19 protein-coding genes and 1 riboswitch are annotated in these 14,729 nt (G+C 72.2%); of the genes, 11 read left to right on the top strand and 8 right to left on the bottom strand.

What is annotated here, in order from left to right; all coding sequences use genetic code 11:
* Nucleotides 1-32: 32 nt before the first annotated feature.
* The gene (locus AB0K12_RS17785) at nt 33-1,250 is read right to left on the bottom strand and encodes a HAMP domain-containing sensor histidine kinase (protein WP_364561784.1); all 1,218 of its coding nucleotides are present in this window, start codon (nt 1,248-1,250) and stop codon (nt 33-35) included.
* The gene (locus tag AB0K12_RS17780) at nt 1,247-1,903 is read right to left on the bottom strand and encodes a response regulator transcription factor (RefSeq protein WP_345388918.1); all 657 of its coding nucleotides are present in this window, start codon (nt 1,901-1,903) and stop codon (nt 1,247-1,249) included. The genes AB0K12_RS17785 and AB0K12_RS17780 overlap by 4 nt, the downstream gene beginning before the upstream one ends.
* A 152-nt stretch (nt 1,904-2,055) precedes the next feature.
* Between AB0K12_RS17780 and AB0K12_RS17775 the strand changes: the two genes are divergently transcribed.
* The 4 genes from AB0K12_RS17775 to AB0K12_RS17760 are packed head-to-tail and all read left to right on the top strand — an operon-like array spanning nt 2,056 to nt 5,592.
* Nucleotides 2,056-2,583 carry a hypothetical protein gene (locus AB0K12_RS17775; RefSeq protein WP_364561781.1) on the top strand — a complete coding sequence of 176 codons (528 nt, stop codon included), beginning with the start codon at nt 2,056-2,058 and terminating at the stop codon, nt 2,581-2,583.
* On the top strand, nt 2,583-3,671 hold the full coding sequence (locus AB0K12_RS17770) for a peptidoglycan-binding protein (RefSeq protein ID WP_364561778.1): 1,089 nt from the start codon (nt 2,583-2,585) through the stop codon (nt 3,669-3,671). Before AB0K12_RS17775 ends, AB0K12_RS17770 begins: the two co-directional genes overlap by 1 nt.
* 8 nt (nt 3,672-3,679) lie before the next feature.
* Nucleotides 3,680-4,375: an ABC transporter ATP-binding protein gene (locus AB0K12_RS17765; RefSeq protein ID WP_364562687.1), complete on the top strand. Its 696-nt coding sequence runs from the start codon at nt 3,680-3,682 to the stop codon at nt 4,373-4,375.
* On the top strand, nt 4,375-5,592 hold the full coding sequence (locus AB0K12_RS17760; protein ID WP_364562683.1) for an ABC transporter permease: 1,218 nt from the start codon (nt 4,375-4,377) through the stop codon (nt 5,590-5,592). Before AB0K12_RS17765 ends, AB0K12_RS17760 begins: the two co-directional genes overlap by 1 nt.
* Nucleotides 5,593-5,632: 40 nt before the next feature.
* Here AB0K12_RS17760 and AB0K12_RS17755 read toward each other — a convergent pair whose 3' ends face one another.
* Together AB0K12_RS17755 and AB0K12_RS17750 are read right to left on the bottom strand one after the other, a co-directional pair.
* The gene (locus AB0K12_RS17755) at nt 5,633-6,082 is read right to left on the bottom strand and encodes a hypothetical protein (protein WP_364561776.1); all 450 of its coding nucleotides are present in this window, start codon (nt 6,080-6,082) and stop codon (nt 5,633-5,635) included.
* Nucleotides 6,083-6,123: 41 nt separating this feature from the next.
* Nucleotides 6,124-6,756, bottom strand: coding sequence for a helix-turn-helix domain-containing protein (locus tag AB0K12_RS17750; RefSeq protein WP_364561773.1), 633 nt, complete (start codon nt 6,754-6,756; stop codon nt 6,124-6,126).
* Between the two features lie 60 nt (nt 6,757-6,816).
* On the opposite strand from AB0K12_RS17750, the gene AB0K12_RS17745 reads away from it, so the two are divergent.
* Nucleotides 6,817-7,107: an antibiotic biosynthesis monooxygenase gene (locus AB0K12_RS17745; RefSeq protein WP_364561771.1), complete on the top strand. Its 291-nt coding sequence runs from the start codon at nt 6,817-6,819 to the stop codon at nt 7,105-7,107.
* On the opposite strand, the gene AB0K12_RS17740 is transcribed toward AB0K12_RS17745, so the two are convergent.
* Both AB0K12_RS17740 and AB0K12_RS17735 read right to left on the bottom strand, forming a co-directional pair.
* A complete protein-coding gene (locus tag AB0K12_RS17740; RefSeq protein ID WP_345388902.1) occupies nt 7,104-7,616 on the bottom strand; it encodes a VOC family protein in 513 nt (170 codons plus the stop codon). The genes AB0K12_RS17745 and AB0K12_RS17740 overlap by 4 nt on opposite strands.
* Nucleotides 7,617-7,646: 30 nt before the next feature.
* The gene (locus tag AB0K12_RS17735; protein WP_364561767.1) at nt 7,647-8,600 is read right to left on the bottom strand and encodes a rod shape-determining protein; all 954 of its coding nucleotides are present in this window, start codon (nt 8,598-8,600) and stop codon (nt 7,647-7,649) included.
* A 121-nt stretch (nt 8,601-8,721) separates the two neighbouring features.
* Between AB0K12_RS17735 and AB0K12_RS17730 the strand changes: the two genes are divergently transcribed.
* Complete coding sequence (locus tag AB0K12_RS17730; protein ID WP_364561765.1) at nt 8,722-9,297, top strand: class I SAM-dependent methyltransferase; 576 nt, start codon at nt 8,722-8,724, stop codon at nt 9,295-9,297.
* 114 nt (nt 9,298-9,411) lie between these two features.
* Here AB0K12_RS17730 and AB0K12_RS17725 read toward each other — a convergent pair whose 3' ends face one another.
* Nucleotides 9,412-9,912, bottom strand: coding sequence for a PadR family transcriptional regulator (locus tag AB0K12_RS17725; protein WP_364561761.1), 501 nt, complete (start codon nt 9,910-9,912; stop codon nt 9,412-9,414).
* A gap of 56 nt (nt 9,913-9,968) precedes the next feature.
* Here AB0K12_RS17725 and AB0K12_RS17720 point away from each other — a divergent pair, with 56 nt between their 5' ends.
* From AB0K12_RS17720 to AB0K12_RS17705, 4 genes are all read left to right on the top strand, one after another.
* Complete coding sequence (locus AB0K12_RS17720) at nt 9,969-11,441, top strand: MDR family MFS transporter (RefSeq protein WP_364561759.1); 1,473 nt, start codon at nt 9,969-9,971, stop codon at nt 11,439-11,441.
* 48 nt (nt 11,442-11,489) lie between these two features.
* Complete coding sequence (locus AB0K12_RS17715; protein ID WP_355418768.1) at nt 11,490-11,690, top strand: DUF5302 domain-containing protein; 201 nt, start codon at nt 11,490-11,492, stop codon at nt 11,688-11,690.
* A gap of 166 nt (nt 11,691-11,856) precedes the next feature.
* A riboswitch (cyclic di-AMP (ydaO/yuaA leader) is annotated at nt 11,857-11,997 on the top strand.
* A gap of 189 nt (nt 11,998-12,186) precedes the next feature.
* Nucleotides 12,187-12,792, top strand: coding sequence for a hypothetical protein (locus AB0K12_RS17710; protein ID WP_364561754.1), 606 nt, complete (start codon nt 12,187-12,189; stop codon nt 12,790-12,792).
* A gap of 41 nt (nt 12,793-12,833) precedes the next feature.
* Entirely contained in the window at nt 12,834-13,679 is an 846-nt protein-coding gene (locus AB0K12_RS17705; protein ID WP_364561751.1) for an alpha/beta hydrolase, read from the top strand.
* 33 nt (nt 13,680-13,712) lie between these two features.
* Here the strand turns inward: AB0K12_RS17705 and AB0K12_RS17700 are convergent, their stop codons facing one another.
* Nucleotides 13,713-14,069 carry a helix-turn-helix domain-containing protein gene (locus AB0K12_RS17700; RefSeq protein ID WP_364561748.1) on the bottom strand — a complete coding sequence of 119 codons (357 nt, stop codon included), beginning with the start codon at nt 14,067-14,069 and terminating at the stop codon, nt 13,713-13,715.
* Nucleotides 14,070-14,123: 54 nt separating this feature from the next.
* Here AB0K12_RS17700 and AB0K12_RS17695 point away from each other — a divergent pair, with 54 nt between their 5' ends.
* Nucleotides 14,124-14,729 carry an NAD(P)-dependent oxidoreductase gene (locus AB0K12_RS17695; RefSeq protein ID WP_364561746.1) on the top strand — a complete coding sequence of 202 codons (606 nt, stop codon included), beginning with the start codon at nt 14,124-14,126 and terminating at the stop codon, nt 14,727-14,729.

Raw genomic sequence — 14,729 nt, 5'->3', positions numbered from 1 at the left:
CGACCAGCCTGGAGGATCTGCCGGCCCGCCGCTCAACGGGCGCGGGGGAGTGAGACGACCACGATCAGCCCGCCGCCGTCGCGGGGCCGCGCCCGTACGTCCCCGCCGTGCGCCACCGCCACCGACCGGACGATCGACAGCCCCAGCCCGGCGCTCGTCCCCGTCACCGCCCGCTCGTCCCCGAGCCGGTGGAACGGCTTGAACAGCAGCGGCACGTCGTACGGCGGCACGGCGGGCCCCGTGTTGGCGACCTCCACCTCGACCGTCTCCCGGGAGACCGTCCTGCTCGTCACCCGCACCCAGCCGGCGCCGTCGGCCACGTTGTAGCGGACGCCGTTCTCCACCAGATTGTGCACGAGGCGTTCGAGCAGCAGCGCGTCACCGGTGGTGGGGGCGGGCCCGGTGGCCTCGTCCAGCTTCACCCCGGCAGCGGCGGCGGCGTCGGCGTTCTGCTCGATCACGTGCGTGACCACGTCCGCCAGGTCCACGGGCGCCCGGTCGGCCAGCTCCTGCTCCGTGCGCGCCAGCAGGAGCAGGCCGCTGATCAGCCGCTCGTGGCGGGCGTTGATCTCCAGCAGGCTCTCGCCCAGCTCCTTGACGTCGGACGACGCCGTACGGCGGTGCATGGCCAGCTCCACCAGCGCCCGGTTGAGCGTCAGCGGCGTGCGCAGCTCGTGCGAGGCGTTGGCGACGAACCTGCGCTGCCCGTCGAAGGAGCGGTCGAGCCGCTCCACCATGGTGTCGAACGTGTCGGCCAGGTCCTTCACCTCGTCGTCCGGCCCGCGCAGCGCGATGCGCTCGGACAGGCCGCGTTCGGCCATGGGGGCGGCGGCGATCCTGCGGGCGGTGTCGGTGACCAGGTTCAGCGGGGCCAGCACGCGGCCCGCGACCACCCAGCCGAGCGCCACGGCGGCGGCTCCGACCACCAGCAGCGCGACCACGCCCTGGGTGATGAGCGAGGTGACGGCGGCGTCGCGCACCCCGGTCTGCTGGTCGCGCAGCCACTCCAGGGCCGCCTCGCCCTGGATCGTGACGCCGTTCCTGGTGAGGATGATCTGCTTGTGCCGGCCTGGCTCGGAGGCGTACTGGCTGTCGAAGATGCCCTTGAGCTGCTGGTCGAACAGCAGGTACGTGACCGCGAGCAGGGTCAGCCCGGCCAGCAGGAACAGGGCGCCGTACACGAGCGTGAGCCGCAGCCGCAGCGTGGGCCGCGCTCTGCGCAGCAGGCGGGCCGGCACCAGGAGGCTCATGGGATGCGGTAGCCGACGCCGGGCACGGTCTCCACGACCGGCGGGTCGCCCAGCTTGCGGCGCAGCTTGAGTATCGTCAGGCGGACCGCGCCGGTGAACGGGTCGGCGTTCTCGTCCCACGCCTTCTCCAGGAGCTGCTCGGCCGAGACGACGCAGCCGTCCGCCCGCATCAGCTCCGTCAGCACCGCGAACTCCTTCTTCGACAGCGGCACGAACCTCCCGTTCCTGAACACCTCCCTGCGGGCCGGGTCCAGCGTGATCCCGGCCCGCCGCAGCACCGGCGGCACGGCGGGGCGCGAGCGCCGGCCCAGCGCCAGCACCCGGGCGGCCAGCTCCTGGAACGCGAACGGCTTGGTCAGGTAGTCGTCGGCGCCCATCGACAGCCCGCTCACCCGGTCGTCCAGTTGTGCGGCGGCGGTGAGCATCAGCACCCGCGCGGCGCACGCGGCGGCCACCATCTCCCTGCACACCTCGTCCCCGTGCACGCGGGGCAGATCCCGGTCCAGCACGACCACGTCGTAGTCGTTCACCGCGATCCGCTCGAGCGCGGCCGCGCCGTCGTGCGCGAGGTCGACCGCGTGCGTCTCCTCACGCAGCCACTCGGCGATCGCGTCGGCGAGCAGCGGCTCGTCCTCCACCACCAGCACCCGCATGGCGTTACTCAGGCCCCTTTCGTTCGCTGACAGAGCCGAGTGTGGCCGATGCGGCGTTCGCTCCAGGTAAGCCGCCGGTGGAAACGCGGAGGAAACAGCCCGGACTGTTGCATCTGCCCTCGTACGACGTTCGTGCCACGAAGGAGAGCTTCATGCGAGGAAGAAGACGCACCGCGCCCGCCGTCGGGGCCGCGCTGCTCATGGCGGTCCTGCTGGCGGCGTGCGGTTCCGGCGGTGACACCGGGTCGGACGTGGCCTCGGTGTCCGGCACCGGCACCCAGGCGACCGCGAGCGCGCAGCCGAGCGAGGACGGCAAGGACAAGGCGCTCAAGTTCGCCCAGTGCATGCGCGAGAACGGCATCGACGTGCCGGACCCCGAGAACGGCCGGTTCACGATGCGGTTCGACAAGAACACCCCGAAGGAGAAGGTGGAGGCCGCCCAGGAGGCGTGCAAGCAGTACGCGCCGAGCGGTGAGGCGGGGCGCGGCGGCAACGGCAAGGCCGCCGAGAGCCTGCGCAAGCTCGCCCAGTGCATGCGGGACAACGGCGTCGAGAGCTACCCCGACCCCGAGGGCGGCATGATGCGGATCACCCCGGAGGTCGGCGGCGACCCCGACTTCGAGTCCGCCAGGAAGAAGTGCCAGAAGGAGGCCGGCGAGGCCGGCCTGGGAGACTCCTGATGGAGCCGCCCAGGAAGCGGCGGCGGCGCGGCGGGCTGGTGGCCGCGCTGCTGACCGTGGCGGCGGTCGCGGGCGGCGCGCTGGTCGCCGTCAACGGCGCGGGCCTGCTGGAGGGCGGCGCGAGCTCGTCCGGCTCGGCGAGCGCCCTGCCACCGGCCACCGCGACCGTCACCAGGCAGACGCTCAACGACACCACGGACGCCGATGGCGAGCTCGGCTACGGCCCGGTCACCACGGCCGTGGCCCGCAGGCCGGGCACGATCACCTGGCTGCCCGGGAGCGGCGCGACGATCACCCGAGGCAAGTCGCTCTACCGCGTGGACGACGAGCCGGTCACCCTCATGTACGGCGGCACCCCCGCCTACCGCGACCTGAAGGCCGGGATGACCGGCAAGGACGTCGAGAGCCTGGAACGCAACCTCGACCAGCTCGGCTACGACGGCTTCACCGTGGACGACGAGTTCACCTGGGACACCGCTCAGGCCGTCATGGAGTGGCAGGACGACCGCGGCCTGCCGGAGACCGGCGTGGTGGAGCTGGGCCGGGTGGTGTTCGCCCCCGGCAAGGTGCGTGTGGAGAGCCTGCAGGCCGAGGAGGGCGGGCCGGCGCAGCCGGGGCAGCAGGTGCTCGCGTACACGGGCACCTCGAAGGTGATCACCGTGCAGCTCGGCTCCGACGACCAGCGGCTGGCGAAGAAGGGCGCGAAGGTCCAGGTCACGCTGCCGGACGGCAAGAGCGTGAAGGGCAAGGTGACCGAGGTGGCCACCGTCATCGTGCCGGCTGAGAGCCAGAACCAGGACCCGGAGACCCGGGTCGAGGCGCTGGTGTCGATCGGGAATGCCAAGGCGGCGCGCGGGCTGGACAAGGCGGCCGTGGACGTCACGTTCACCGCGTCCAAGCGCGAGAACGTGCTCGCCGTGCCGGTCGCGGCGCTCGTCGCGCTCCAGGAGGGCGGGTACGGCCTGGAGGTCGTCGAGGGCGGCAGGTCCCGGTACGTCGCGGTCGAGACCGGCCTGTTCGCCGGGGGCAAGGTCGAGGTGTCCGGCGACGGGCTGGCGGAGGGCATGACCGTGGGGATGCCGAAGTGACGTACGAGATGATCGCTCTCACCGGCGTGTCCAGGACGTATCCCGGAGGGGTGGCGGCGCTGCGGGAGGTGTCGCTGCGGATCGGCCACGGCGAGCTGGTCGCCATCGCCGGCCCGTCGGGGTCGGGCAAGTCGACGATGCTCAACGTCATCGGCACCCTCGACCGGCCCACCACGGGCAGTGTGCACATCGACGGCCACGACGTCTCGGCGCTGACGGACAATGAGCTCTCCGCGCTGCGCGCCACCACGATCGGCTTCGTCTTCCAGTCCTTCCACCTCGCGCCGCGGGTCCCCGCGCTGGACAACGTGGCCGACGGCCTCGTCTACACCGGCATGAGCCGTACCGAGCGGCGCCGCCGCGCGGCAGAGGCGCTGGAACGGGTCGGGCTCGGGCACCGCATGGATCACGAGCCGCACGAGCTGTCCGGCGGCGAGCGGCAGCGGGTGGCGATCGCCAGGGCCGTGGCGGGCGACCCGCCGCTGCTGCTGGCCGACGAGCCGACCGGGGCGCTCGACTCGGTCTCCGGCGCGGGCGTCATGGAGCTGCTGCGCGAGCTGAACGCGGCCGGCACCACCATCGTGATCATCACCCACGACAGGGAGATCGCGGACGGGCTGCCCCGTCAGGTGCGCATGCGTGACGGGGAGATCGTCTCCGACTCGGCGCAGGAACCCGTGCGGCTGTGGAAGGGCGGGGCGTGATGACGCTCATGGAGGTGCGGCCCCGGCCCGTCCCGGCCCGGATGCGGGCCCGCGACGTGCTGCGGGTCGGCGCGATCGGCCTGCGGACCAGGCCGCTGCGGGCGTTCCTGTCCGCGCTCGGCATCGCCATCGGCATCGCCGCCATGGTCGGCGTGGTCGGGCTCTCGTCGTCGTCGGGCGCCGAGCTGGACCGCCAGCTCTCCGCGCTGGGCACGAACCTGCTCACCGTCACCTCGGGCACCACGCTCATGGGGGAAGCCGCGCAGCTGCCGATGGACGCCGAGGCGATGATCGCGCGCATCGGCCCCGTACGGGCGGTGTCGTCGGTCGGGAAGGTCTCCGAGGCCAAGGTCTACCGCTCGGAGCGCATCCCGGAGGCGCAGACCGGCGGCCTCAGCACGTACGCCGCCCGCCTCGACCTGCCCGCCACCATCGGCGCCACGCTGAGCGGCGGCACCTGGCTGAACGCGGCCACCGAGCGCTACCCGGCCGCCGTCGTCGGAGCGGACGCCGCGCGGCGGCTCGGCATCGGCGCGCCCGGCCAGGACACCCAGATCGTGGTGGGCGGCGTCAGGTTCACCGTGGTCGGGGTGCTGGAGCCGGTGGCGCTGGCCCCCGACCTCGACAGCGGCGTGCTGGTCGGGTGGCCGGTGGCCGAGGGGCGGCTGGGTTTCGACGGGCATCCGACCACGCTCTACACCCGCTCCGACGAGGCGCGGCTGGAGGCCGTACGCGAGGTGCTCGGCGCCACCGCCAACCCGCAGGCGCCCAACGAGGTGGACGTCTCCCGCCCGTCCGACGCGCTCGCCGCCAAGCAGGCGACCAGTCAGGCGTTCGCCGGGCTGCTGCTGGGCGTCGGGGCGGTGGCGTTGCTCGTGGGCGGGGTCGGCGTGGCCAACACGATGGTCATCTCCGTGCTGGAGCGCCGGGCCGAGATCGGGCTGCGCCGCTCGCTGGGCGCGACGAGGGGGCAGGTCCGCACGCAGTTCCTGGCCGAGTCGCTGCTGCTGTCGGCGCTGGGCGGGATCGGCGGCGTGCTGCTCGGGACGGGGGTGACGACGGCGTACGCGCTCTACAGCGGCTGGCCGTCGGTCGTGCCCGCCTGGGCGACGGCGGGCGGGCTGGCCGCGACCCTCGCCATCGGCGCCGCCGCCGGCCTCTACCCGGCCGTACGCGCCTCCCGCCTGTCCCCGACGGAGGCACTGGCGACGCCCTGACGCTCGTCCGGGCCGGACGGTGGCCTCGGCGCGCCCGGCGTCAGCCGGTCGCGTAGCAGACGGTCTTGCCGATCACGCGGACGCCGTCGCCGTCCTCGGGGCGCAGGGTCAGCTCGAACGTCACCTGGGTGCGCGGGTTGCGGAAGAGCGCGACGTCCTCGGCGTCGTCACGCAGATCGACGTCGTCGGCGACGCGGTCGTAGCCCAGCGCGCCCAGCCGTTCGAGCAGCCTGTCGGAGGAGCCGGCCAGGTCACCCTCGGCGCGGACCGCGTGCCGCACCTGCCCGGGCACGCACGTCTCGTCGTCGCGCAGGCGCACCGCCGGCCCGCTGAGGCCGGCGCCGAGCAGGGTGTCGGCGTCGTGGTCGAGCTGCCGCGACGCCTCTTCGAAGGAGGGCAGCTCGGCGGCCGCAGTGCAGCCCGCGGTGCAGGCCGTCATCGCCGCGGCGCAGATGAGCACCGCGGAAAGGGCGTGACGGCCGGTGCGCACCCTTCGACCATATCGAGGACCTTCGCGCCGATCGAGGGGTTTCAGCGGTCGAGGAGCTGGGCCGCCAGCGTGTCGTGCACCCACTCCTCGAACCGCTCGTGCGGCCAGCCCCGCGCTCCCGCGAGCAGCAGGTAGAGCTCGGGGCTGAGCAGCCCGTACAGCACGTCGGCGGCCTGCTCAGGCGGCACGTCGGCGCGGGCGCCCGGCTTGGCCATCAGGCTCCGCGCGGCGGCGGTGTGCACGACGTGGCGGGGGTCGGTGTCCTGCGTCCACTCCGCCGCGACCTCGGGGTCCATGGCGACGGCGGTGTCGAGCACCTTCATGATCGGCGCGACCCTGGCGAGCACGGCGGACGACCCGTGGACGAGCGCCCGCAGGTGCCCGGCGGCCGTCGGGGCGGCCAGCGCCTCCTTGAACCAGGGCCTGTCCATGGTCGCCACCGGCTCGTCGTCGCCCGCGATCGTGACGTCGACCAGCTCTTTGAGCAGCGTGCGCTTGTTGCCGAAGACGAAGTAGATGGTCTGGACGGCCACCCCCGCCCTGGTGGCGACGTCCTGCAGGTTGGTGGCGCCGTAGCCGTCGTGGACGAACAGCTCGCCGGCGGCCCGCAAGATGCGCGCCCTGGTCTCTTTGGCCTTCTGGGCGCGTTTGCCCACCCTCTTGACATCGCTCATTCGCTGAAGTTTAACTCTAGTCTAGTAACTAGAAGTCAACTCTAGCGAAGGACTCCAACCATGTCCGTGCTGCGCATCGTGCGCTTCACCGCCGACCCTGCCGACGCCGACCAGATCCTCGCCCGGCGCGCCGACCTCATCAGCGCCGTACGCACCCGCTTCCCCGGTCTGTCCGAGACCAGGCTCATCCGGCCGGACGAGCGCACCTGGGTCGACTCCTGGCGCTGGGACTCCAGGGCCGCCATGGAGGCGGCGGTCGCCGGCGCCCACGACCTGCCCGCGACCGGGCCGGCGTTCGCGCTGGTCAAGGACCCGACCAGTGAGGAGGGAGAGATCGTCGACGAGCGCTAAGGACGCCAGCGGCGCAGGTCCGTCTCCTTCTCGTACGCCTGCGGGTCCGGATACGTGACCAGCTCCACCGTCGCGCCCCAGGGCGTCCGGCAGTAGACGAACCGGTTGTGCGGGCCCGCCTCGGGGCCCGGCAACGGCACCGGCTCCGACAGCGCCGTCCCGCCCGCCTCGGTGACCAGCCGCAGCGCCTCGTCCAGGTCGTCCACGTACACCGCGACGTGCTGCCACCCCAGGTCACACGGCACCACGGGCCCGCCCTGCCGGGGCCCGCTGAACTCGAACAGCTCGATGCCGGGCCCGTCCGGCAGGCGCAGCATGCGGACCGCCACCTCGGCCGTGCCCTGCGGCACGCCCAGGCGCCGCTCGGTCGCCCAGCCGCCCTTGGGTCCCCGCTCGCGCGGAAGGGTGTCGAAGAGCACCTCGGCGCCGAACGCGCGGACGAAGAACGCGGTGGCCGCCTCCAGGTCGGGCACGGTGACCCCGACGTGATCGATGCCGCGGACGGTCATGGCCTACCTCCTGTCGGAACGGGGGGTCGCTCACCTACGGCTGCGGAACCTCCCGATCAGCCCCAGCTCGTCCACGCAGCGGCCCAGTCCTAGCGCCACGGCCTCCAGCGGGCGGTCCGCGCGGCGTACCGGCATGCACAGGGCTCCGCGCAGGCACCGGCCGAGGCCGCGCAGCAGCGCGCCGCCACCCACCACGACCGCGCCGCGCACGCCGAGGTCGGCGGCCAGCTCGGCCGGGCAGCGCTCGACGGTCTCCACCGCCGTGCGCGCGATCGACTCGAACGACGGCTCGGTGGCCTCGAAGATCTTCTGTACGGGCAGCACGAGGTCGTGCTCGCGCCCGGTCTCCGGGTCCCTGGCCCGCACGGTGACCTCGGAGTTCGTGCCCGAGGACCGGCGCTTGGCCGACTCCGCCTCGTCGTCGTCGAGCAGCAGGCCGTGCTCCCGCTCGACGAACCTGGCGATCGCCCGGTTGATCGCCAGCCCCCCGTACGGGACCGAGCCCGATGCCACCACCGACTCGCCCGACAGTACGGCGATGCGCGCGCTGTCGCGGCCGATGTCGATCACCATGTGGCCCGTGCAGTCCGACAGCTCCAGGCCCGCGCCGAGCGCCGCCGCCACCGCGTGCGGCACCAGCCGGGCGATCCTGGCCTCCGCCTCGTACGCGATGTCGCGCAGCGCCGCCCGGTCGATCGGCGTCGAGTCGCCGGGCAGCGCCATGACGACGCGCGGCCGGGAGTAGGGGTGCCAGTGCACCTTGCGCAGGAAGTGCCGGATCATGCGCCGGGCCAGCTCGGTGTCGGCGGGCAGCCCGCCGCGTACCGGCCAGCACGTACGGCCGCCGCCCCCGAGGGCGGCGGCTTCCGCGCCGTAGCCGATGACCTTCCCGGTGCGGCCGTCGCACATCACCGCCGAGGGCTCATCGAGCACGATGCCCCTGCGCTTGGCGTAGATGCGCGTGCTTGCGGCTCCGAGGTCCATCGCCAAATCACGACCGAAAACACTCATCGCCGGACATATTTCCTGAGCCGCTCCAACGCAACACCAGGAAGAGAGCCGGGCATTTTTACCGAACCGGCGTTAGCGCCGCGATACTGGACGCGTGCTCGACTACGACAGGGAAGCCGCCCGCTACGACGCGACCCGCGGCGGCCTGCCCCGCGCACAGGCGGCCGCGCGGGCGGTGCGCGCCTTGTTGCCCGGCAGCGGCACCCTGCTCGACGTCGCCTGCGGCACCGGCCTGGTGACGCGTGAGCTGGCCGGGGACGGGCTGCGAGTGCTGGGGGTGGACGCCTCCGCCGGGATGGCCCGCCTCGCCGCCGGCCGGGTGCCGGTGGTGCTGGGCGACGGCCGCCTGCTGCCCGTACGAGATCGGTCGGTGGCCGCGGTCACCACGATCTGGCTGCTGCACCTGCTCGACGACGCCCGCCCGGTGATCGCCGAGGCCGCCCGCGTCCTGCGCCCCGGCGGTGTGTACGTCACCACCGTCGACAAACGCGCCGCCCACGGCGCGAGCATGAAAGTTGACCGGCGGCCCGCTGACCGGGCCGTCACGGTGATCGAGGCGGCGGCCCGGCGCGGGCTGCGGCTGTGCGGCGAGACCAGCTTCACCGGCCACGGCCAGGGCACGTCCGGAGCCCCCGACCCGGTCTTCCGCCTCCTGGCCTTCACCGCCTGACGCACCCGTCAGCTGAGTCTGCGCACGGTCCGCCCGTGACATCTCCACGATCATGGAGCTGCTCTCGGCGGAGACCAGGTTCGCGGCCGGTCATGGCCGCCAGGCGCGGCTGGATCAAGTGACGGGACTGCTGAGCTCGGCGAGGGTGTCGTCGGCCCACTGGAGGCCGGCGCGGGCCATGGCGAGGCCGAGGGTGTGGGCGTGGTGGCCGAACTCGCCGGGCCGCAACGACTCCAGCTTCTCCAGCCGCGCCACGTAGCGGGCCCTGATGCGCTCGATCACGGCGACGGCCTGGTCGCGGTCCACCAGGTGCAGCAGGAACGCCTGGAGCGCGACCTCGCTGCGTACGGTCATCGAGGCGTCGTGCTCCTCCATCCACCCGCGCAGCTCGCGGCGGCCGTCGGGCGTGATGCGGTAGATCTTGCGGCCCCTCGCGCCCTCCGACTCGACCTCCACGAGCCCGTCGGCGGTCATCTTCACCAGCTCGGGATAGATCTGCGTGTGCCCGGCCTGCCAGACGTGGTTGAGCGAGTGGTCGAACGTCTTGGCCAGGTCGTAGCCGCTGGCCGGGCCCACGGCCGAGAGCAGCCCGAGCAGCGCGATCCGTAGGGACATGGCAGTGAGCATATCGAAAACTTGACATGTCAGAAGTTACATATCAATCTTCACCTGTGAGAGCTGACAAAAAGGGTGACATCGTCGTTCTGCTCGCCGTGCTCGGCGGCATGTTCCTGGCGATGCTCGACCAGACGATCGTGGGCACCGCGCTGCCTCGCATCGTGGCGGAGCTGGGCGGCGGCGCGCTCTACACGTGGGCGGTGACCGCCTACCTGCTGACCTCCACGGTCACCGTGCCGCTCTACGGGCGGCTGTCCGACCAGCACGGCAGGAAGCCGCTGCTGCTGATCGGCATGGTGGTGTTCCTCATCGGCTCGGCGCTGTCCGGGGCGGCGCAGGACATGACGCAGCTCATCGCCTTCCGCGCCCTCCAGGGGCTCGGCGCCGGCGCGCTGCTGCCGCTGTCGATCGCGCTGGTCATGGAGATGTTCCCGCCCCGCTCGGGCGGCGCCCGCGTGCAGGGGGCGCTCGGGGGCGTGATGGGGCTGTCGTTCCTGGCGGGGCCGTTCCTGGGCGGGCTGTTCACCGACCACGCGAGCTGGCGCTGGGCGTTCTACGTGAACGTGCCGATCGGCCTCGTGCTGATCGCGATCATCGTGCTGCGGCTGCCGCGCCGGCCCGGCGCCGGCGGCGGCGGCAGGCCCGACTACGCCGGCATCGCGGTCTTCACCGTGGCCGTCACGTCCCTGCTGCTCGGCCTGACCGAGAAGGGGCTCGACGGCCACACCTGGACCGACGCGGCCGTGGCGGGGCCGATCCTGCTGGCGCTGGTGCTGCTGGCCGTCTTCGTGGCGGTCGAGCGGCGCGCGGCCAGCCCGATCATGCCGATGGAGCTGTTCGCCAACCGGTCGTACACGCTGGTCAACCTCATCTCGTTCGTCACGGCCTTCTGCATGTACGCGGGCGTCGTCTTCCTGCCCCGCTACTTCCAGGAGGCGCTGGGCGTGGCCGCCACCGAGTCGGGGCTGCGGATCTACCCGCTGACGCTGGGCATGGTCGCCGGCAGCGTGCTCATGGGCGCGCTGATGTCGCGGACCGGGCGGTACAAGCCGTGGCTGCTCGTCTCGCCGTTCCTGCTGGTCACGGGCGCGCTGCTCTGCCTCAACCTGGCGGTGGACAGCCCCGGCCCGGCGGTCGCGCTGTGGATGCTGCCGCTGGGGCTCGGCATGGGGCCGATGCTGTCCGGGCTGACGGTGGCCGCGCAGCAGTCGGTGGAGCCGCGCCACCTCGGCGTCGCCTCGGCGAACCTGGCCTTCTTCCGGCAGATCGGCGGCTCGGTGGCGCTGGCCGTCGGCGGCACGCTCTACACGGCGGAGTTCGCCGCGAGCGTACGCGGGGCGGGCGCCGCAGCCGCGCACGCCTCCTCCGCTGCCCTGGTCGTGCCGTCGCTCGGGGTGGCGGGCGCGGTGATCGCCCTGGTCGCGCTGGTGGCGCTGCCCGACAGGCGGCTCGCGGACCCGGCAGAGTCGGCGGACCGGCCGCCGCGGCGGCCTGAAGACACGGTGGAGGCCGGTTTCGCGTCATGAGCGGGGGCGTGCGAAGCTTTGAGTGTCCCCAACACCATGGAGGTCCTCATGGCGGATACACCGGAGCCGGAAGTCAGCGAAACTCCCGAGGACGAGATGAAGCGCAAGTTCCGCGAAGCGCTGGAGCGCAAGCGCAGCCAGCAGGCGGGCGCGGGCGCGGGTGGCAGGGGCGTCGACCCATCGAAGATTCACGGGGCGCACGGGCCGGCTGCCAATAAGAGATCGTTCAGGCGCAAGAGCGGCGGCTGAGGACCGAATCCTCAGGGGGCACGGCATGCCGTGCCCCCTTTTGTATGCATTCCCGCTGAAGGTAGATCTTTATCCGATTCGTGGTGAAACGTTTGCGGGTGTCCGATCCCGTCGTTAGAGTGTTCGCCATTACCAGCCGGTGACCTAGTCCTTACCCAAGACGGACGACCGGCTGGCGCCGAATCCCGAACCATTCGGGAACCGGGGAACCACCCGCATTCGGGGTGAATCCGGCCAGCGCGGCCGGTAGGGCAACTCCACCGCCCGAACCCGTCAGCTAACCCGGTAGGCGTGATGGAGAGGATCACGTATTACATGTTCCAGCGCGTCGTACCCCCAGACCGCTCTTTGACGGCCGCCCGCTGAGCGGCCCCCTTCCCCAGGCTCGTCAATTGCGCTCCGCGTAGCGCCGCGGGGTCCACCGCCCCGCCGCGCCCCCATCCCCTCGCGCCCGAGCGCAACTCCCCCGTCCCCTCGTGAAGGGTTTTGCTGCTTCATGTCTGCCCGTTTCAGCCTGCGTTCCCTCGCCACGCTGACCGCCTGCTGCGTCGGCATGCTGACCTGCGCCAGTACGGCCGCGCACGCCGACACCCCCGACAAAGACAAGAAGATCCTGCTCAAGGGCTCGACCACGGCCTCGTACTTCTGGGACGACGCCTCCGGCCGGGCCGGTGACACCGGGCTGCCGGCCAGCGGCAAGCCCATGCAGAAGGGTCTGGCGGCCAGCCCGAGCTGGCCGCTGATGACCGAGGGTTACGTGGTCTACAAGGGCAAGAAGGCGCCCTTCTTCGTCGGTGACCGCGGGCCGGGCGAGCCCTCCAACCGCGGCATCATGCTCGACCTCGACGCCAAGACGTTCGCCGAGCTGACCGGCGGCAGGTTCAACTCCAGCACGCTCGGTGTGGACGGCGTCGGCGGCCAGGGCCACATCGAGGTCGAGTACGTCATCACCAAGTGGGGCGACGGCGTGGGCAAGAAGAACCACCCGGTCCCGTTCTCGACCGGCGCCTGGTCCAGGCGTGACAGGAACCCGGCGCCCCCGCCCGCCGACCAGGAGCAGAACTCCCAGGCCGGTGGCATCGCCGTACCGGCCGCCCGCTGACGGCTTTACGCCACACGTACCAGAATGACATTCTGGCCTGCGTGACGACCCGTGTAGCCGCAAACGGCATTGAGATCGCCTATGACAGCTTCGGCTCACCCACAGGGCGGCCGCTCCTCCTGATCATGGGGCTCGGCGCCCAGCTCATCCAGTGGGACGAAGGGCTCTGCCGGCTCCTCGCGGAGCAGGGACACCACGTCGTACGGTTCGACAACCGCGACGCGGGACTGTCCACGCACATCCACGACGCGGGCGTCCCCCAGCCGGGGGCGCCCGCACCGTATTCGCTGACGGACATGGCCGCCGACACCGCCGCGTTCATGGACGCCATCGGCTGGCCGTCCGCGCACGTCGTGGGCGCCTCGATGGGCGGCATGATCGCTCAGACGCTGGCCATCGAGCACCCCGAGCGGGTGCTGACCCTGACCTCCATCATGTCCACGCCGGGACCCGACGTCGCCCCGCCCACCCCCGAGGCGATGACCGCGCTCATGACGCCGCCGCCCGCCGACCGCGCCGGCGTGCTCGACCAGTCGGTGGTGACCTGGTCGACGATCGGCTCACCGGGCTACGAGCTGGACGAGGAGGCCATCAGGGAACGGGCCGGCCTGGCCTACGACCGCTGCTTCGACCCGGCGGGCACGGCCCGGCAGTTCGCGGCCATCAGGGCGTCGGGCGACCGTACGCAGGCACTGGCCGGCGTCCGCGCCCCCACGCTGGTGATCCACGGTGAGGCCGACCCGCTGATCCCGGTGGCCGGCGGCCGGGCGACGGCGGAGGCGGTGCCGGGGGCGCGACTGGTGACGTATCCGGGGATGGGGCACGACCTGCCGAAGGCCCTGTGGCCCGACATCGTCGCCGAGATCACCAAGCTGACCGCGTCCTGAACCCTCCAGCTCTGATCGGCCCGCTGGGGCCGATCAGGGCTGCGCGTGCTTCTCGCGGCAGCGCATGATCTCGTGGACGTTGTCCTCCGCCCACGCGGCCACCACCGAGATCGGCCCGTGCAGCGAGCGCCCGAGGTCGGTCAGCGTGTACTCGACCCGCGGCGGCACCTCCGCGAACACCTCGCGCGTCAGCAGCCCGTCCTGCTCCATCGCCCGCAACGTCTGGGTCAGCACCTTGGGCGTGACCCCGCCGATCCGCGCTCTGAGCTGGGTGAACCGCATCGGCCCCCCGATGAGGCAGAGCAGCACGAGGGCCGACCACTTGTCGCCGATCCGGTCGAGGACCACCCGGGTCGGGCAGTCGGGATCGAAGACGTCGCCAGTATCCATGAGGTACTTATAGCACGATGAAGTAACCAGTACCCGATGGATACTCTTGGCCGTATGAAGATCCTTGTCTTTGGCGCGACCGGCATGGTCGGGCAGCGCATCGCCGCCGAGCTCCGCGACCGCGGCCACGAGGTGACCGGCGTCAGCCGCGGCGGCGGCCCCGTCAAGGGCGACGTCCGCGACACCGCCACCCTGGCGCCCGGCCACGACGCCGTCGTCTCCGCCATCGCCCCGCCGCGCGACGGCACCGAGCCCGAGCCGCCGTTCATCGAGGCCAACAAGGCGCTCATCGACGGCCTGCGCGCGGCCGGGGTGCGCCGGCTGATCGTGGTCGGCGGCGCCGGCAGCCTCCAGGTGGCTCCCGGCCAGGACCTCGTGGACACGCCCGAGTTCCCCGAGATCTACAAGAAGGAGGCGCTGGCCGGGCGGGCCCTGCTGCGCCTCTACCGCGAGGTCGGCGACCTCGACTGGACGTTCGTCTCCCCGGCGGCGGAGATCGCGCCGGGGGAGCGCACCGGCGTGTTCAGAGTGGGCGGCGACACCCTGCTCAGCGACGAGCAGGGCCGCAGCTTCATCAGCGCAGAGGACTACGCGGTCGCGATCGCCGACGAGCTGGAGAAGAACGCCAACGTCCGCAGGCGGATCTGCGTCGCTTACTGA

Source organism: Nonomuraea sp. NPDC049419 (assembly GCF_040676995.1).
Classification (GTDB): Bacteria; Actinomycetota; Actinomycetes; order Streptosporangiales; family Streptosporangiaceae; genus Nonomuraea; species Nonomuraea salmonea.
The sequence above is the reverse complement of the archived record's forward strand: the minus strand, read 5'-3'. Positions and strand labels throughout refer to the sequence as shown.

Bases quoted from the DNA above. Each gene is read 5' to 3' on its own strand.
- AB0K12_RS17785 (WP_364561784.1), bottom strand. From the start codon at position 1,250: ATGAGCCTCCTGGTGCCGGCCCGCCTGCTGCGCAGAGCGCGGCCCACG.
- AB0K12_RS17780 (WP_345388918.1), bottom strand. From the start codon at position 1,903: ATGCGGGTGCTGGTGGTGGAGGACGAGCCGCTGCTCGCCGACGCGATC.
- AB0K12_RS17775 (WP_364561781.1), top strand. From the start codon at position 2,056: ATGCGAGGAAGAAGACGCACCGCGCCCGCCGTCGGGGCCGCGCTGCTC.
- AB0K12_RS17770 (WP_364561778.1), top strand. From the start codon at position 2,583: ATGGAGCCGCCCAGGAAGCGGCGGCGGCGCGGCGGGCTGGTGGCCGCG.
- AB0K12_RS17765 (WP_364562687.1), top strand. From the start codon at position 3,680: ATGATCGCTCTCACCGGCGTGTCCAGGACGTATCCCGGAGGGGTGGCG.
- AB0K12_RS17760 (WP_364562683.1), top strand. From the start codon at position 4,375: ATGACGCTCATGGAGGTGCGGCCCCGGCCCGTCCCGGCCCGGATGCGG.
- AB0K12_RS17750 (WP_364561773.1), bottom strand. From the start codon at position 6,756: ATGAGCGATGTCAAGAGGGTGGGCAAACGCGCCCAGAAGGCCAAAGAG.
- AB0K12_RS17745 (WP_364561771.1), top strand. From the start codon at position 6,817: ATGTCCGTGCTGCGCATCGTGCGCTTCACCGCCGACCCTGCCGACGCC.
- AB0K12_RS17740 (WP_345388902.1), bottom strand. From the start codon at position 7,616: ATGACCGTCCGCGGCATCGATCACGTCGGGGTCACCGTGCCCGACCTG.
- AB0K12_RS17735 (WP_364561767.1), bottom strand. From the start codon at position 8,600: ATGGACCTCGGAGCCGCAAGCACGCGCATCTACGCCAAGCGCAGGGGC.
- AB0K12_RS17725 (WP_364561761.1), bottom strand. From the start codon at position 9,912: ATGTCCCTACGGATCGCGCTGCTCGGGCTGCTCTCGGCCGTGGGCCCG.
- AB0K12_RS17715 (WP_355418768.1), top strand. From the start codon at position 11,490: ATGGCGGATACACCGGAGCCGGAAGTCAGCGAAACTCCCGAGGACGAG.
- AB0K12_RS17710 (WP_364561754.1), top strand. From the start codon at position 12,187: ATGTCTGCCCGTTTCAGCCTGCGTTCCCTCGCCACGCTGACCGCCTGC.
- AB0K12_RS17700 (WP_364561748.1), bottom strand. From the start codon at position 14,069: ATGGATACTGGCGACGTCTTCGATCCCGACTGCCCGACCCGGGTGGTC.
- AB0K12_RS17695 (WP_364561746.1), top strand. From the start codon at position 14,124: ATGAAGATCCTTGTCTTTGGCGCGACCGGCATGGTCGGGCAGCGCATC.